The organism is Klebsiella sp. B345 (assembly GCF_051131735.1).
In the GTDB taxonomy this organism is placed as follows: Bacteria; Pseudomonadota; Gammaproteobacteria; order Enterobacterales; family Enterobacteriaceae; genus Klebsiella.
Genome location: NZ_CP180443.1, coordinates 3,157,475 through 3,173,981 on the forward strand (window position 1 = coordinate 3,157,475; position 16,507 = coordinate 3,173,981).

The 16,507-nt window shown below is 56.5% G+C and carries 14 protein-coding genes; 10 read left to right on the forward strand and 4 right to left on the reverse strand.

Annotated features, from left to right (window positions below):
* The first annotated feature begins 92 nt into the window (after positions 1-92).
* Positions 93-1,043: a magnesium/cobalt transporter CorA gene (gene corA / locus ACMYSO_RS14855; protein WP_123758105.1), complete on the forward strand. Its 951-nt coding sequence runs from the start codon at positions 93-95 to the stop codon at positions 1,041-1,043.
* A 50-nt stretch (positions 1,044-1,093) separates the two neighbouring features.
* Here the strand turns inward: corA and rarD are convergent, their stop codons facing one another.
* Together rarD and yigI are read right to left on the reverse strand one after the other, a co-directional pair.
* Positions 1,094-1,987 (reverse strand): EamA family transporter RarD, encoded by an 894-nt coding sequence (rarD, locus tag ACMYSO_RS14860; protein ID WP_434586887.1) that lies wholly within the window; start codon positions 1,985-1,987, stop codon positions 1,094-1,096.
* Positions 1,988-2,036: 49 nt separating this feature from the next.
* Positions 2,037-2,501 carry an acyl-CoA thioesterase YigI gene (gene yigI, locus ACMYSO_RS14865; RefSeq protein ID WP_154145220.1) on the reverse strand — a complete coding sequence of 155 codons (465 nt, stop codon included), beginning with the start codon at positions 2,499-2,501 and terminating at the stop codon, positions 2,037-2,039.
* Between the two features lie 156 nt (positions 2,502-2,657).
* Between yigI and pldA the strand changes: the two genes are divergently transcribed.
* The 3 genes from pldA (at position 2,658) to rhtC (ending at position 6,129) form a co-directional block, all read left to right on the forward strand.
* Complete coding sequence (gene pldA, locus ACMYSO_RS14870) at positions 2,658-3,530, forward strand: phospholipase A (RefSeq protein WP_434586886.1); 873 nt, start codon at positions 2,658-2,660, stop codon at positions 3,528-3,530.
* Between the two features lie 67 nt (positions 3,531-3,597).
* Positions 3,598-5,424, forward strand: a complete 1,827-nt coding sequence (gene recQ / locus ACMYSO_RS14875; protein WP_187042254.1) for an ATP-dependent DNA helicase RecQ — start codon at positions 3,598-3,600, stop codon at positions 5,422-5,424.
* An 84-nt stretch (positions 5,425-5,508) separates the two neighbouring features.
* The gene (gene rhtC / locus ACMYSO_RS14880; RefSeq protein ID WP_434665538.1) at positions 5,509-6,129 is read left to right on the forward strand and encodes a threonine export protein RhtC; all 621 of its coding nucleotides are present in this window, start codon (positions 5,509-5,511) and stop codon (positions 6,127-6,129) included.
* A gap of 45 nt (positions 6,130-6,174) precedes the next feature.
* On the opposite strand, the gene rhtB is transcribed toward rhtC, so the two are convergent.
* Positions 6,175-6,795: a homoserine/homoserine lactone efflux protein gene (gene rhtB / locus ACMYSO_RS14885; protein WP_434586884.1), complete on the reverse strand. Its 621-nt coding sequence runs from the start codon at positions 6,793-6,795 to the stop codon at positions 6,175-6,177.
* Positions 6,796-6,904: 109 nt separating this feature from the next.
* On the opposite strand from rhtB, the gene pldB reads away from it, so the two are divergent.
* From pldB to ACMYSO_RS14900, 3 genes are all read left to right on the forward strand, one after another.
* Complete coding sequence (gene pldB / locus ACMYSO_RS14890; RefSeq protein ID WP_434665540.1) at positions 6,905-7,897, forward strand: lysophospholipase L2; 993 nt, start codon at positions 6,905-6,907, stop codon at positions 7,895-7,897.
* A 66-nt stretch (positions 7,898-7,963) separates the two neighbouring features.
* Entirely contained in the window at positions 7,964-8,764 is an 801-nt protein-coding gene (yigL, locus tag ACMYSO_RS14895; protein WP_434665542.1) for a sugar/pyridoxal phosphate phosphatase YigL, read from the forward strand.
* 88 nt (positions 8,765-8,852) lie between these two features.
* A complete protein-coding gene (locus tag ACMYSO_RS14900; protein ID WP_434665545.1) occupies positions 8,853-9,752 on the forward strand; it encodes a carboxylate/amino acid/amine transporter in 900 nt (299 codons plus the stop codon).
* Here the strand turns inward: ACMYSO_RS14900 and metR are convergent.
* Positions 9,640-10,593, reverse strand: coding sequence for an HTH-type transcriptional regulator MetR (gene metR / locus ACMYSO_RS14905; protein ID WP_123758097.1), 954 nt, complete (start codon positions 10,591-10,593; stop codon positions 9,640-9,642). The genes ACMYSO_RS14900 and metR overlap by 113 nt on opposite strands.
* A 243-nt stretch (positions 10,594-10,836) precedes the next feature.
* Between metR and metE the strand changes: the two genes are divergently transcribed.
* The 3 genes from metE to ACMYSO_RS14920 all read left to right on the forward strand — a co-directional run bounded on the left by metE (position 10,837) and on the right by ACMYSO_RS14920 (position 16,487).
* Entirely contained in the window at positions 10,837-13,098 is a 2,262-nt protein-coding gene (metE, locus tag ACMYSO_RS14910; protein ID WP_434665548.1) for a 5-methyltetrahydropteroyltriglutamate--homocysteine S-methyltransferase, read from the forward strand.
* A 192-nt stretch (positions 13,099-13,290) separates the two neighbouring features.
* A complete protein-coding gene (locus ACMYSO_RS14915) occupies positions 13,291-14,721 on the forward strand; it encodes a PTS transporter subunit EIIC (RefSeq protein ID WP_434665550.1) in 1,431 nt (476 codons plus the stop codon).
* 20 nt (positions 14,722-14,741) lie between these two features.
* Entirely contained in the window at positions 14,742-16,487 is a 1,746-nt protein-coding gene (locus ACMYSO_RS14920) for a sulfatase (protein ID WP_434665553.1), read from the forward strand.
* Positions 16,488-16,507: the final 20 nt, after the last annotated feature.

A 16,507-nucleotide genomic window follows, 5' to 3' on the forward strand; every position in this document is an offset into this window, starting at 1 on the left:
GCTCTGAGTCAGGCTTAATGGTCTGAAACCCAAATTGTTTCTGTGTGCCCACCGAACTGTCCGATAATTTTTTTGCATTGGGAGTCCCGGTCATGCTGAGCGCATTTCAACTGGAAAATAATCGTTTAACACGCCTGGAAGCGGATGAAATAAAACATCTCGCCAGTTCGGTGTGGGTCGATCTGGTGGAGCCAGACGACGATGAACGAAGCCGCGTACAGACGGAATTGGGTCAGAACCTGGCAACCCGCCCGGAACTGGAAGACATCGAAGCATCGGCGCGTTTCTTCGAAGACGAAGACGGTTTGCACATTCACTCATTCTTCTTTTTTGAAGATGCCGAAGACCACGCCGGTAACTCCACCGTGGCGTTTACGATTCGTGAAGGGCGCCTGTTTACCCTGCGCGAGCGTGAACTCCCCGCGTTTCGTCTCTACCGCATGCGCGTGCGCAACCAGTTAATGGTTGATGGCAACGCCTATGAGCTGCTGCTGGATCTGTTCGAAACCAAAATTGAACAGCTGGCGGATGAAATCGAAAACATCTATAGCGACCTGGAAAAACTCAGCCGCGTGATTATGGAAGGCCGTCAGGGTGATGAGTATGACGATGCGCTTTCGACGTTGGCGGAACAAGAGGATATCGGCTGGAAGGTGCGCCTGTGTCTGATGGATACCCAGCGAGCGCTGAACTTCCTGGTGCGTAAGGCACGTTTGCCGGCGGGGCAGCTGGAGCAGGCGCGTGAGATCCTGCGCGATATCGAATCCCTGCTGCCGCACAACGAATCGCTGTTCCAGAAGGTCAACTTCCTGATGCAGGCGGCGATGGGCTTTATCAACATCGAGCAGAACCGCATCATCAAGATCTTCTCGGTGGTCTCGGTGGTCTTCCTGCCTCCAACGCTGGTGGCCTCCAGCTACGGGATGAACTTCGAGTTTATGCCGGAGCTGCACTGGAGCTTTGGTTACCCGGGCGCGATTGTCTTTATGATGCTCGCTGGCCTGGCGCCGTATCTCTATTTCAAACGTAAAAACTGGCTGTAGATTGTCAGAGGCCCGGATAGCGGCAGCGCCGCTGCCCGGGCATCATACGATTATCCCTTGCGCAAGCGGCGCTGGGTATACAGCGCATCGACGATAAACACCGCCAGCGCAATCCAGATAAAGGCGAAGGTCACCATCTTATCGGCCCCCGGCACTTCCCCGTAAAACACCACTGCCAGCAGGAACATCAGCGTCGGACCAATATACTGGAAGAAGCCCAGCGTAGAGAGCCGCAGGCGGGTGGCGGCGCCAGTAAAGCACAGCAGCGGAATGGTGGTGACAACCCCGGCGGCCATCAGCAGCAGATTCAGCGACCACGGGTTTTGCCCCATATGGCTGGTCGGGCTATCGGCGATAGCAAACAGATACAGCGCCGCCACCGGTAGCAGCCACAAGGTTTCTACCAGCATACCGGTTTGCGCGTCGACGGCGATCTTTTTACGCAGCAGCCCGTAGAAGGCGAAGCTAAAAGCCAGCCCCAGGCCGATAATCGGCAACGAACCAAAGGTCCACAGCTGTACCAGCACGCCGCAAAGCGCCAGCAGGACCGCCAGCCATTGCATCCGGCGGAAGCGCTCGCCGAGGAAGATCATCCCCAACACAATATTCACCAGCGGGTTAATAAAGTAGCCCAGGCTGGCCTCCAGCATATGGTGGTTATTCACCGCCCAGATGAAGAGCAGCCAGTTGCCGCCAATCAGCACCGCCGACAGCGCCAGCAGAAACACCTTCCGCGGCGTATGCAGCAGTTTCTTCACCTGCGGCCACTGGTGGCTGAGGCTGATCAACGCCAGCATGAAAAAGAACGACCAGATCACGCGATGGGTCAGGATTTCATCGGCGGGAACATAGTAGATAAGTTTGAAATAGGCTGGTGCGATGCCCCAGATAAAATAAGCGGCAAGAGCCAGAATAATCCCCAGCCGCGTTTGTTTTGCATCCATCAGTAGAATCCGTTACGCCAAAACAACGATGTTACTTTATTTAGCGCGCTCAACCCACCATATACGTTGCCGTGGCGCTGGCGATATAAACCTGCTCTTCATTGTGCAGCTCTACCCGGGCCACCGCGACTTTGTTGCCGGCACGCAGCAGGCTGCTGGTGGCGGTAAAGTGTTCGCCGCGTCCGGGACGCAGATAGTCCACGCGCAGGTCGATGGTGCCCATACGCGACAGGCGCTGGCGTAACTCTTCTTCGTTAATCGTGTCGTGTCGGGTCAGAGTACTGCCCACACATACCAGCCCGGCGGCGACGTCCAGCGCCGAGGCGATAACGCCGCCGTGCAAAATGCTTTGCGCCCAGTTGCCCACCATCATTGGCTGGTTTTTAAAGCTCAGTTGGGCAAACTCTTTTTCGTAACGCTCTAACTTCAGGCCTAAGGCGCGGTTGAAAGGCATGTGGTCGACAAAAATTTCGCCTACCAGCTTAAGGGCGGCTTCGGCAGTAAGTTCAGACATGACGATGATATCCATTCGTTAATGAAATGTTGATTTTATGCTTCTAAAACGGTGATTACCACTTTCAGAACGGATAACCGGGCAGGGCAGTCATAAACAGGTAGAATGGGTTCGGGGTAAAACAGAAATAAAAATCACTCAATCAGGAGAACAGCAATGCGTATCTCTTTGGCCTGGCTGCTGGCGCTGGGTGCGCTTCCGGCAGGCGTTTTGGCGCAGGACGCGCCGGTTAGTCGTCCCGTTCACGATACACCAGCGGTGCGCGGTAGCATTATCGCCAACCTGTTGCAGGACCACGACAACCCTTTCTTATTGTATCCCTATGAGAGCAACTATCTGCTCTATACGTGGAGCAGCGATATCAATAAGGAAGCGATCTCCAGCTATGACTGGGCGGAGAACGCCCGCAAAGATGAAGTGAAATTCCAGCTCAGCCTGGCCTTCCCGCTGTGGCGCGGGATCCTCGGCGAAAACTCGCTGCTGGGGGCTTCCTATACCCAGAAGTCCTGGTGGCAGCTCTCTAACAGCAAGGAGTCGGCGCCGTTTCGTGAAACTAACTACGAACCACAACTGTTCCTGGGCTTTGCGACGGACTACCAGCTGGCAGGCTGGACGTTGCGCGATATCGAAATGGGTTACAACCACGACTCTAACGGCCGCTCTGACCCCACATCCCGCAGCTGGAACCGCCTGTATGCTCGCCTGATGGCGCAAAACGGTAACTGGCTGGTGGAGGTGAAGCCCTGGTACGTCGTCGGCAGCACCAACGATAACCCGGATATCACCAAATATATGGGCTATTACCGTCTGAAGGTCGGCTACCAGCTCGGCGACGCGATTCTGAGCGCCCAGGGGCAATACAACTGGAACACCGGTTACGGTGGCGCTGAGCTGGGTGTGAGCTATCCGATCACCCGCCACGTGCGTTTCTACACCCAGGTCTACAGCGGTTATGGCGAATCGCTCATTGACTATAATTTTAACCAGACGCGTGTTGGCGTCGGTGTGACGCTCAACGATCTGTTTTAATCGTTGCACTCTGGCTCACGGGCGCTGAAAATAGCGCCTGTTTTCTTTTCAGGCAGATGGGGTCAACGTGGCGCAGGCGGAAGTATTGAATCAAACAGTGCTGGCAAAGCAGGTTTTACAGGAAACCTTCGGCTACCAGCAGTTTCGCCCTGGCCAGGAAACCATTATTGATACGGCGCTGGGCGGGCGTGACTGCCTGGTTGTCATGCCCACCGGCGGCGGTAAATCGCTGTGCTATCAGGTGCCTGCACTGGTACTGGGTGGCCTTACGGTAGTGGTGTCGCCGCTGATCTCGCTGATGAAAGATCAGGTCGATCAGCTGCTGGCGAACGGCGTGGCCGCCGCCTGCCTTAACTCGACGCAGAGCCGCGAACAGCAGCAGGACGTGATGGCGGGCTGTCGCAACGGGCAAATCCGCCTGTTGTATATTGCCCCTGAGCGATTGATGCTGGATAACTTCCTCGAACATCTCAGCCACTGGAACCTGGCGATGCTGGCGGTGGATGAAGCCCACTGTATTTCCCAGTGGGGGCATGACTTCCGCCCGGAGTATGCCGCGCTGGGCCAGTTGCGTCAGCGCATGCCGCAGATCCCGTTTATGGCGTTGACGGCGACCGCCGATGACACCACCCGCCGCGATATTGTGCGCCTGCTGGGGCTGAACGACCCGCTGATTCAGGTCAGCAGTTTCGACCGCCCCAACATCCGCTATATGCTGATGGAGAAGTTTAAACCGCTCGATCAACTGATGCGCTACGTGCAGGACCAGCGTGGCAAATCGGGCATCATCTACTGCAACAGCCGTTCGAAAGTGGAAGATACCGCCGCCCGTCTGCAAAGCCGGGGTATCAGCGCGGCGGCCTACCATGCCGGGCTGGAAAACGACATCCGGGCGGACGTGCAGGAAAAATTTCAGCGCGACGATCTGCAAATCGTCGTCGCGACCGTTGCCTTTGGTATGGGGATTAATAAACCCAACGTCCGCTTCGTGGTGCACTTCGACATTCCCCGCAATATTGAGTCCTATTACCAGGAAACCGGGCGCGCAGGGCGTGATGGCCTGCCGGCGGAAGCAATGCTGTTTTACGATCCGGCCGATATGGCATGGTTACGCCGCTGCCTGGAGGAGAAACCCGCCGGGCCGCTGCAGGATATTGAACGCCATAAGCTCAATGCGATGGGCGCATTTGCCGAAGCACAAACCTGCCGCCGTCTGGTGCTGCTGAACTATTTTGGCGAGGGGCGTCAGGAGCCATGCGGTAACTGTGATATCTGCCTCGACCCGCCGAAACAGTATGATGGCCTAATGGACGCGCGTAAGGCGCTGTCGACCATTTACCGCGTGAATCAGCGCTTCGGGATGGGCTATGTGGTTGAGGTGCTGCGCGGGGCCAATAATCAGCGCATTCGCGAGATGGCCCATGACAAGCTGCCGGTATACGGCATTGGTCGCGATCAGAGTCACGAGCATTGGGTGAGTGTGATTCGCCAGCTGATTCATCTCGGCCTGGTGACGCAAAATATCGCCCAGCATTCGGCGCTACAGCTGACCGAAGCCGCCCGTCCGGTACTGCGTGGCGAGGTGCCGTTGCAGCTCGCCGTGCCGCGTATCGTGGCGCTCAAACCGAAGGCGATGCAAAAAACCTTCGGCGGCAACTACGATCGCAAGCTGTTCGCTAAGCTGCGCAAGTTACGCAAGGCCATTGCCGACGAAGAGAATATCCCACCGTACGTCGTGTTTAATGACGCGACGCTGATTGAAATGGCCGAGCAATCGCCGATCACCGCCGGTGAGATGCTGAGCGTCAACGGCGTGGGCACGCGGAAACTGGAGCGCTTCGGTAAAGAGTTTATGGCGCTGATCCGCGCCCATGTCGATGGTGAAGATGAGTAGTCAGCCGGGCCAAAAAGTGTCAGGATAGTTTCGGTCTTCACTATATTCCTGCTAGTAAAATAGCCTGTTAAGTAGGGTTCAATCATGCTGATGCTTTTCCTGACCGTCGCGCTGGTGCATATCATTGCGCTGATGAGTCCTGGCCCGGATTTTTTCTTTGTTTCGCAGACTGCCGTCAGCCGCTCTCGTAAAGAGGCGATGATGGGCGTGCTGGGTATTACCGTTGGTGTCATGGTCTGGGCGGGCGTGGCGCTGCTTGGCCTGCACCTGATTATCGAAAAAATGGCCTGGCTGCACACCATCATTATGGTCGGCGGCGGCCTGTATCTGTGCTGGATGGGGTATCAGATGCTGCGCGGTGCGCTGAAGAAAAGCGACGTCACGGCGGCGGAACCGCAGGTTGAACTGGCCCGCAGCGGGCGCAGCTTTCTGAAAGGACTGCTGACCAATCTCGCCAACCCGAAGGCGATCATTTACTTCGGTTCCGTGTTCTCGCTGTTTGTCGGGGATGATGTTAGCGCGGGCGAGCGCTGGGGTATTTTCCTGCTGATCGTCCTTGAAACCCTGGCCTGGTTCACCGTCGTCGCCAGCCTGTTTGCGTTACCGACGATGCGTCGTGGTTATCAGCGAATGGCGAAATGGATCGACGGTATTGCCGGTACGCTGTTTGCTGGTTTCGGTATTCATCTGATCATTTCACGCTAAGTGCAGACTTTCCCGGTTTGCATCAGGCAAACCGGGACGCACTTCTCAGGCATGGCGTGCGGAAGCCAGCAACGCCCCCACCAGCATAAATAACGATCCGAACACCTTGTTCAAGGCCTTCATCTGTTTTGGACCTTTAATCCATGCCGCAATCCGCTGTGCCAGCGTCGCGTAGCCAATCATGACGATGATATCCACCACGATGGTCGTGACGCCCAGCACCAGATACTGCATGAGCTGGGGCTGATCCGGCGTGATGAACTGTGGAAACAGCGCGGCCAGGAAGACAATGCTTTTCGGGTTGGTGAGGTTGACGAACACCGCGCGCTGGAACAGTTTCCCGCGCGTTTGTGCTTTCGCCAGGGTGTTGAGGTTGAGCGAACCCGCTGCCCGCCATTGCTGAATACCCAGCCAGATAAGATAGGCTGCCCCGGCCCATTTCAGCACTTCAAAGGCCAGCACCGAACGGGAAAACAGCGTTCCCAGCCCAATCCCGACCAGTACGATATGAATGGCCAGCCCGGCCTGCAAACCGGCAATGGAGGCGGCCGCGCCACGGTAGCCATGGTTGATTGAGGTGGTCATGGTATTAATCGCCCCGGATCCCGGCGACAGGCTGAGAATGATAGATGTCAGCAGATAGGCGAACCACCACTCGAACGTCATGAGAAACTCCCTGATTGTCTGTTTTTATGCCACAATACGCTATTGTGTAAGCATTGTCTGATGCGCGATAAAAAAACGATTTTCAGTGGTTAACAGGGGTGTAAACCCGATGTTCAAGCAGCAAAAGGAGTGGGACACGCGAGAAAACGCGTTTGCGGCTTTTACGATGGGGCCACTTACCGATTTCTGGCGTCAGCGGGAAGAGGCGGAGTTCAGGGGCGTAGATGATGTCCCGGTTCGCTTCGTGCGCTTTTGCGCCAAAGATAACGATCGGGTGGTGGTGATTTGCCCGGGGCGTATTGAAAGCTACGTAAAATACGCTGAACTGGCTTATGACCTGTTCCACAGCGGCTTTGACGTGATGATTATCGATCATCGCGGCCAGGGACGTTCCGGACGCATCCTCAACGACAGCCATCGCGGCCACGTGGTGCGCTTTAGCGATTATGTCGACGATCTGGCTGCGCTCTGGCAGCAGGAAGTCGCTCCCGGTCACTGGCGAAAACGGTTTATACTCGGCCATTCGATGGGGGGCGCGATCGCCACGTTATTTTTGCAGCGTCATCAGCCACATTGCGACGCGATTGCGCTGTGCGCGCCAATGTTTGGCATTGTCATGCGTTTCCCTGACTGGATGGTGCGGCATATTCTCGATTGGGCTGAGGGCCATCAGCGCATTCGGGAAGAGTACGCGCTCGGTACCGGGCGCTGGCGGGCGTTGCCCTTCTCGGTCAACGTGCTGACGCACAGCCGTCAGCGCTATCAGCGTAACCTGCGATTTTATGCTGATGAACCGCAGCTGCGCGTCGGTGGGCCAACCTACCACTGGGTACGTGAGGGTGTGCTTGCCGGCGAAGAAGCGCTGGCGGGCGTTGAGAAAGACACCACCCCGACATTGTTATTGCAGGCCGAAGAAGAACGGGTTGTTGATAACCGCATGCACGAGCGCTATTGCGAACGTCGTGCCGCAGCAGGTCATCCCTGCGAAGATAATAAGCCACTTGTCATAGAAGGGGCATACCATGAGATCCTTTTTGAAAAGGACGCCATGCGCTCAGTCGCGCTGAATGCCATCGTCGATTTTTTCAGTCGACACAATTAGAGTCTGCCAGGTCAGGCTCTTAATCCGGCGAAATGCTCGTCGCCCTGCTTAGAGGTTAAAATTTTTATGTACCAGGTTGTTGCATCTGATTTAGATGGCACGCTGCTTTCTCCCGATCACTACTTAACCCCCTACGCAAAAGAGACGCTGCAGCTGTTGACCGCGCGCGGTATCAATTTTGTCTTCGCTACCGGTCGCCATTACATCGATGTCGGGCAGATTCGCGATAATCTCGGTATTAAATCCTACATGATCACCTCCAACGGCGCGCGCGTGCACGATAGCGACGGGCAGCAGATCTTTGCGCATAACCTTGACCGCGATATCGCGGCCGATCTGTTTGAGATGATGCGTAACGACCCGAAAGTGGTGACCAACGTCTACCGTGAAGATGAGTGGTATATGAACCGCCATCGTCCGGAAGAGATGCGCTTTTTCAAAGAAGCGGTCTTCAACTACAAGCTGTATGAAGCGGGAGAACTCGATTCACAAGGGATTAGCAAAGTGTTCTTCACCTGCGAAGATCACGAGCACCTGCTGCCGCTGGAGCAGGCGATCAATGCGCGCTGGGGCGATCGCGTCAACGTCAGCTTCTCGACCCTGACCTGTCTGGAAGTGATGGCCGGCGGCGTGTCGAAGGGGCATGCGCTGGAAGCGGTCGCCAAAATGCTTGGCTACCATCTGAAAGACTGCATCGCCTTTGGCGATGGCATGAACGATGCGGAAATGCTGTCGATGGCTGGCAAAGGCTGCATCATGATGAATGCCCACCAGCGGCTGAAAGATCTGCATCCGGAGCTGGACGTGATCGGCAGCAACGCCGACGACGCGGTGCCGCACTACCTGCGCAATCTCTACCTCGCCTGATAAGGACTGACGACTGTTCGTTTATTGTTCAGTTGTCAACCGAACTCTCCGCTACAATGAGTGCTCTTCTTCCTGAGAGACATTCATTGTGGCGCTACTGATTATCACCACTATCCTGTGGGCCTTTTCCTTTAGCCTGATAGGCGAATACCTGGCGGGTAGCGTCGATAGCTACTTCTCCGTGCTGATGCGTGTCGGGCTGGCGGCGCTGGTGTTCCTGCCGTTTCTGCGTGCCCGTGGGCAATCGCCGCGGACCATTGTGCTCTACATGTTGGTCGGCGCGATGCAGCTGGGCATCATGTATCTGCTGGCCTTCCGCGCCTATGTGTACCTGACGGTTTCTGAATTTCTGCTGTTTACCGTCTTCACGCCGCTCTATATCACGCTGATTTATGATCTGATCAGCGGGCGTAAGCTACGCTGGGGATACCTGCTGAGCGCCGGGCTGGCGGTGCTGGGCGCGGCGATTATTCGCTATGACAAAGTGAGCGATCATTTCTGGACCGGTCTGCTGCTGGTCCAGCTGTCGAACCTCAGCTTTGCTATCGGCATGGTAGGCTATAAGCGGCTGATGGAGCTGCGTCCGATGCCGCAGCATAACGCCTTTGCCTGGTTCTATATGGGCGCCTTGCTGGTGGCGGTGGCGGCCTGGCTGATGCTCGGCAACCCGCAACGGCTGCCCACCACGACGCTACAGTGGGGCGTTCTGGTGTGGTTGGGCGTGGTGGCGTCGGGACTTGGCTACTTTATGTGGAACTACGGGGCGACGCAGGTGGATGCTGGCACGTTGGGCATTATGAACAACGTGCATGTGCCGGCCGGGCTGCTGGTTAACCTCGCCATCTGGCAGGAGCAGCCTCACTGGCCGAGCTTTATTATTGGGGCTCTGGTGATCCTGGCCTCACTGTGGGTCCATCGCCGTTGGGTCGCTCCGCACTCCGGACAAACGGCAAATGATCGCAAGCGTGGTTCCGCGCTGAGCGAATAAACGCTTCGGTCACCGGCTGACGCTGCTCGCCGTCGCGCACCGCGGCGTACAGTCGGCTCCACAGTCCTTCGCCCAGGGTTTTGGTGACCACCAGACCCTGGCGCTCAAAACTTTCTACCACCCAGTGCGGCAGGGCAGCGATGCCCATGCGTGCAGCAACCATCTGAATCAACAGCAGCGTATTGTCGACGCTCTTCAACTGCGGGCTGATCCCGGCCGGCTGCAGGAAATGGCGCCAGATATCCAGACGACCACGCTGAACCGGATAAATCAGTAGCAGCTCTGTCGCCAGGTCTTCCGGTGAAATACGGGTTTTCGCTGCCAGCGGATGCTCCGGCGCGAGGACCAGACGCACTTCATAATCAAACATCGGTGAATAGTGCAGGCCGCTGCGCGGCAGAATATCGGAGGTCATCACCAGATCCAGCTCGCTTTGCTGGAGGGCCGGCTGAGGGTCGAAGGTGACGCCAGAATGGAAATCCACTTCGACCTGTGGCCAGCGGGCGCGGAAATTCTCCAGCGCCGGGGTGAGCCACTGAATACAGCTATGGCACTCGATGGCGATGCGCAGGCGTGTTTGCAGCGGCTCGTGGCAATCCTGCAGCGCGCGAGTGATTTGCGGCAGCACCTGGTTTGCTAGCTGCAGCAGGATTTCTCCCTGCGGCGTAAAGCGCAGGGGCTGACTTTTACGCACAAACAGGCGGAAGCCAAGGCGTTGTTCCAGATCGCTGAACTGGTGGGACAGGGCGGACTGGGTTTGATGCAGGGCCGCCGCAGCGCCTGCCAGCGACCCGCTGTTCCGCAACGCCTGTAGCGTTTTCAGGTGTTTAATTTCGATCATGAAAGTCCTTCACTTCGGCATGAAAATGTTGCGCTTGAGGAAGATACAGTAACCTTCAATTATGGATGTGTAAACATCTGGACGTCTAAACTCGTCATATTTCGACTTGCAGATGCGTTGGCTGCCTCGCTTACCCCAGTCACTTACTTCAGTAAGCTCCTGGGGATGCGCATTGTTGCCGCCTTCCTGCAAGACGAAATATTTAGCGTTTTTCTTCGGATTCAAAATATTGAGGTTTTAAAAATGACAATTATTAATCACACCCTCGGTTTCCCTCGCGTTGGCCTTCGTCGCGAGCTGAAAAAAGCACAAGAGAGCTACTGGGCGGGTAATTCGACCCGTGAAGCGTTGTTGGCAGTGGGTCGCGAGCTGCGCGCCCGTCATTGGGATCAGCAGAAGCAGGCGGGCGTCGATCTGCTGCCGGTCGGGGATTTCGCCTGGTACGACCATGTTCTGACCACCAGCCTGTTGCTGGGTAACGTGCCGGCTCGTCATCAGAACAAAGACGGATCCGTCGATATCGATACGCTGTTCCGCATTGGCCGTGGTCGCGCGCCAACCGGTGAACCGGCGGCAGCGGCAGAAATGACCAAATGGTTTAACACCAACTACCACTACATGGTGCCGGAATTCAGCAAAGGTCAGTCATTTGCGCTGACCTGGACGCAGCTGCTGGATGAGGTGGACGAAGCGCTGGCGCTCGGTCACAAGGTGAAACCGGTACTGCTTGGCCCGGTGACGTATCTGTGGCTCGGCAAAGTGAAAGGCGAGCAGTTTGACCACCTGACCCTGTTGAACGACATTCTGCCGGTGTACCAACAGGTGCTGGCGGAGCTGGCAAAACGCGGCATTGAGTGGGTACAGATTGATGAACCGGCGCTGGTGCTGGAGCTGCCGCAGGCGTGGCTCGACGCGTTCAAGCCAGCGTATGACGCGCTCTCAGGCCAGGTTAAGCTGCTGCTGACCACCTACTTTGAAGGCATTACCGCGAACCTCGGGACGATTACCGAGCTGGCGGTCCAGGGCCTGCACGTTGACCTGGTGCACGGTAAAGATGAAGTGGCGGCGCTGCACCAGCGTCTGCCAGCTGACTGGCTGCTCTCTGCGGGTCTGATCAACGGTCGCAACGTCTGGCGCGCCGACCTGACGGAGAAGTACGCGCAGATCAAAGATATCGTCGGCAAACGCCCGCTGTGGATTGCCTCTTCCTGCTCCCTGCTGCACAGCCCGATCGACCTGAGCGTTGAAACTCGCCTCGATGCGGAAGTGAAAAGCTGGTTTGCCTTCGCACTGCAAAAATGTGAAGAGCTGTCCCTGCTGCGTGATGCCCTGAACAGCGGTGATACGACCGCGCTGGAGGCGTGGAGCGCGCCGATTCAGGCCCGTGGTCACTCGACCCGGGTTCATAACGCGGCGGTAGAAAAACGTCTGGCGGCCATTACCGCTAAGGACAGCCAGCGCAACAGCCCGTACGCTGAGCGTGCCGAAGCACAGCGCGCTCGCTTCAACCTGCCGGCGTGGCCAACCACCACCATCGGCTCCTTCCCGCAGACGACCGAGATCCGCAGCCTGCGTCTGGACTTCAAAAAAGGCAATCTGGATGCTGGCAACTACCGTACCGGGATTGCCGAACATATTAAGCAGGCGATCGTTGAGCAGGAGCGCCTGGGGCTGGACGTGTTGGTGCACGGCGAAGCCGAGCGCAATGACATGGTGGAGTACTTCGGTGAACACCTGGACGGCTTTATCTTCACCCAGAACGGCTGGGTACAGAGCTACGGTTCCCGCTGCGTGAAGCCGCCGGTGGTGATCGGGGATGTCAGCCGCCCAGAAGCCATTACCGTGGAGTGGGCGAAGTATGCGCAATCGCTGACTGACAAACCGGTGAAGGGCATGCTGACCGGTCCGGTGACCATTTTGTGTTGGTCCTTCCCGCGTGAAGATGTCAGCCGTGAAACCATCGCCAAACAGATTGCGCTGGCGCTGCGTGACGAAGTGGCGGATCTGGAAGCCGCCGGTATCGGCATCATCCAGATTGATGAGCCGGCGCTGCGCGAAGGTCTGCCGCTCAAACGCAGCGACTGGGATGCCTATCTGCAGTGGGGCGTCGAAGCGTTCCGCATCAATGCTGCGGTAGCGCAGGATGATACCCAGATCCACACCCACATGTGTTACTGCGAGTTCAACGACATCATGGATTCCATCGCCGCCCTGGACGCGGACGTGATCACCATTGAGACGTCACGTTCTGATATGGAGCTGCTGGAGTCGTTTGAAGAGTTCGAATACCCGAACGAAATCGGGCCGGGGGTGTATGACATTCACTCGCCGAACGTCCCCAGCGTAGAGTGGATCGAAGCGTTGCTGGAGAAAGCGGCGCAGCGTATTCCGGCAGAACGTCTGTGGGTCAACCCGGACTGCGGCCTGAAAACCCGCGGCTGGCCGGAAACCCGCGCGGCGCTGGCTAACATGGTGAAAGCCGCGCAGAACCTGCGTCAGGCGTAATCACCTCAGCTCATCTCCCCCCAGAGGAGGCCCTGTGCCTCCTCTTTTTTTTGCTTTTTTCTTATTTTCCCCGCGCTTACCCCTCTCCACAAATTCGGATAAACGACAGGTCGTTTTATGAGTTCACTCACAAATGTGATATCATTATATTGTTATAACAATTGACGCCAAAATAATAAAAGGAACGTCTGTATGGACTACAACCAGGTAGGAAGCGCAATTGTGAAGCACTGCGGTGGCCTGTTGAATTTACAACATGTCACCAACTGTATGACCCGGGTACGGATGACTATCGGCGATCGGTCGCAGGTTGATATCGCGGCGCTGAAAAGTATCGACGGCGTGCTGGGGGTGGTGGAAGACGACACCTTGCAGGTGATTGTCGGGCCGGGCAAGTCGACAAAAGTCGCAGATGTGATTAACGACATGTTGAAGAAACAGCCCGTCGGTGAGGCTCAGTCCGGTGGGGCCACGCTGAGCGAAGTGGAACAAAAGGCCACTCTGGCGCGGGAAAAAGCCAAAAAGCAGACCCGGACCAAAATCATTCTTAAACACATTGCCAATATTTTCGTTCCCATTCTGCCGTCGTTGATCGCTGCCGGTATTCTGATGGGCATCAATAACGTCATTGTGAATTCGGCGGCCTCCTGGGCCCTGGCGAATCACGTTGTCGCGCTGGGCGATCTCTCGCCGACCCAGCTGGTGCTCGATCAGCGGCACCTGCTTGGCCTCAGTCAGTTTCTCGATATTGTCTCGAAAGCGCTATTTGGCTTCCTCGCAATTTATACCGGTATGTCGGCGGCAAAAGAGTTTGGCGGTAATGCGATCATGGGTGGCCTGTTAGGGGGCGTGACGATACTGCCGCAGCTGACCGCCTTTGGGCTGGTGCCGGGCCAGGGTGGGCTGATTGGCGTGATTTTCTGCGCCTGGCTGATGTGCCTGCTGGAAAAACGGGTGCGGCGGATCGTGCCGGATATTGTCGATGTGGTGGTGACGCCGACGATTGTGGTGGTGGTGATGGCAGCAGCGCTGTTGTTCGTCATTATGCCGGTGGCCGGAATCATCTCCGACGGTATTCTGCATGGGCTGAACGGCCTGCTTTCCGGTGGCGGCATTGCCGCAGGCTTTGTGCTCTCGGCGCTCTTTCCGTTCTTAATTTCGCTGGGCCTGCATCATGGCCTGTTTCCGGTCCATATCGAAATGATTAATGCCACCGGCCATGCACCGCTGTTCGCGATCCAGATTATGTCCAATGCCGGGATGGTGGGGGCGGCGACAGCGGTACTGATGCTGACCCGCGATCCGGTCATGAAGAAAATAGCCAAAGGCGCCATTCCTACCTCCATTCTGGCCGTCGGCGAGCCAACAATTTTCGGCGTTAACATTCCCGCTGGCTTTGCTTTTATCACCGGCTCGATCGGGGCGGGATTTGGCGGCGTGATGGTGGTGCTATTGGGTGTCACGACCAACGGTATTGGCGCCGCCGGGCTGTCCGCGCTGCCGTTGATCGCCGACGGTAAATATTTGCAGTACATCATGGCGTGGTTGACCGGTTGTACCGCCGCTTTTGTGTTGACGTATATCGTCGGCAAAATCCGTGGTTACGACAAAGAAACGGTGTGAGAGAGGTAAAGGAGTAAAGCATGAAAGCCATAATGTTGATGTTCGATTCACTGAATAAGCAGTTGCTGTCGGCTTACGGCAGCGATCGCGCCATCACGCCGAATTTTCAGCGTCTGCGGGAACGCACGGTACGTTTTGATAATTTCTTTGTCGGGAGTATGCCCTGCATGCCGGCCCGGCGCGAACTGCATACCGGGCGCTATAATTTTTTGCACCGTGGCTGGTCGCCGCTGGAGCCGTTTGATGATTCCGTCCCGGAAATACTGAAGAAAAACGGTATCCATAGCCATCTGGTCACCGACCATAAGCATTACTGGCGCGATGGTGGCGCGACCTATCATTCGCGCTACAGCACCTTTGAGTTTGTGCGTGGTCAGGAAGGCGACGCCTGGAAAGGTGTCGTGGAAAAACCAGAATATCGGTATGAGTCCGGTGAACCAAGCGAGATCAAGCAGCGGCGAATTGCCAGCCGGGTCCAGCATCAGATCAACGTCCAGTTTATGCAGAATGAAGAGGATCATCATCTGGCCCGGACGATCGGCAAGGGGCTCGAGTTTCTTGAGACCAACCATGCCAGCGATAACTGGTTCCTGCAGCTGGAATGTTTCGATCCGCACGAGCCGTTTTTCGTGCCGGAAAAATACCTGAAAATGTACGGGATCGACGATCCTTCACAGTTTGACGGCTGGCCGCCTTACTACTTTGTGACCGAAAACGATGAGCGCAAAAGCCTGATCCAGAAGTATTATATGGCGCTTCTGACCATGGTAGACGCCTATGTCGGCAAGGTGCTGGATTATATGGATCGTTACGATCTTTGGCAGGACACCTTGCTTATCGTCAATACCGACCACGGCTTTTTGCTTGGTGAGCATGAGTGGTGGGGTAAAAATATTATGCCGCTGTATAACGAAGTGGCGAATATTCCCTGCTTTATCTGGCATCCCCATTGCGGTGGTGCAGGAGAATCGCGGCAGTCGCTGGCACAAACCATCGATCTTCCGGCGACGCTGCTGGATTACTTCGGGCTGGATAAACCGGCGGATATGCAGGGCCGCTCATTACTTCCGACGCTGCTCGACGATACGCCGGTGCGGGACTACGCGCTGTTTGGCTACCATGGCTGTCATATCAACATTACCGATGGCCGCTATGTCTATATGCGCTCGCCCGTGGAGCAGGGTATTGATGGCCTGTATGAGTACACGCTGATGCCGACCCGTATCAATCGTCGTTTTACGCCGCAGGAGCTTGAAAAGACGACGCTGCATCCACCATTCTCTTTCACCAAGGGCTGCCCGGTGATGAAGATCCCGGCGGAGTCGGTGATGACCAGAGGGGCCGATCGCTTTGGTCACCGTCTGTATGACAGGGTATCGGACCCGGTGCAGCTAACGCAATGTCGTGACGAAAGCGTGGCGCAGCAGCTGAGTGAGCAAATGATTGCGATGATGCGGGATAGCGATGCCCCAGCTGAGCTTTATCCGCGCTATGGATTGAGCGGGTCACCGGCGGCGCTGCTGGGGCTGGACCCGAATATCCTGCCCGAGCTGTCCGGGTTTGCGCCGCAGGTCCGTTACGGCCTGTTTGCGCTGCTGCAGCATCTGGAAGGGAGCGGGCAGAGCGATTTGGCACAGAAGCTACAGGCGGCCTGCCGGGCCGACTGGGATCGGGAAAATCTGTGGGCCTTCGTGCATAACCAGGTTCCGCAGGAGCAGCATCAGAGCGTGTACTATAAGATGGCGTTAGAAATGCGACTGGACTGAGTGGTATCCCCGGCGACGGC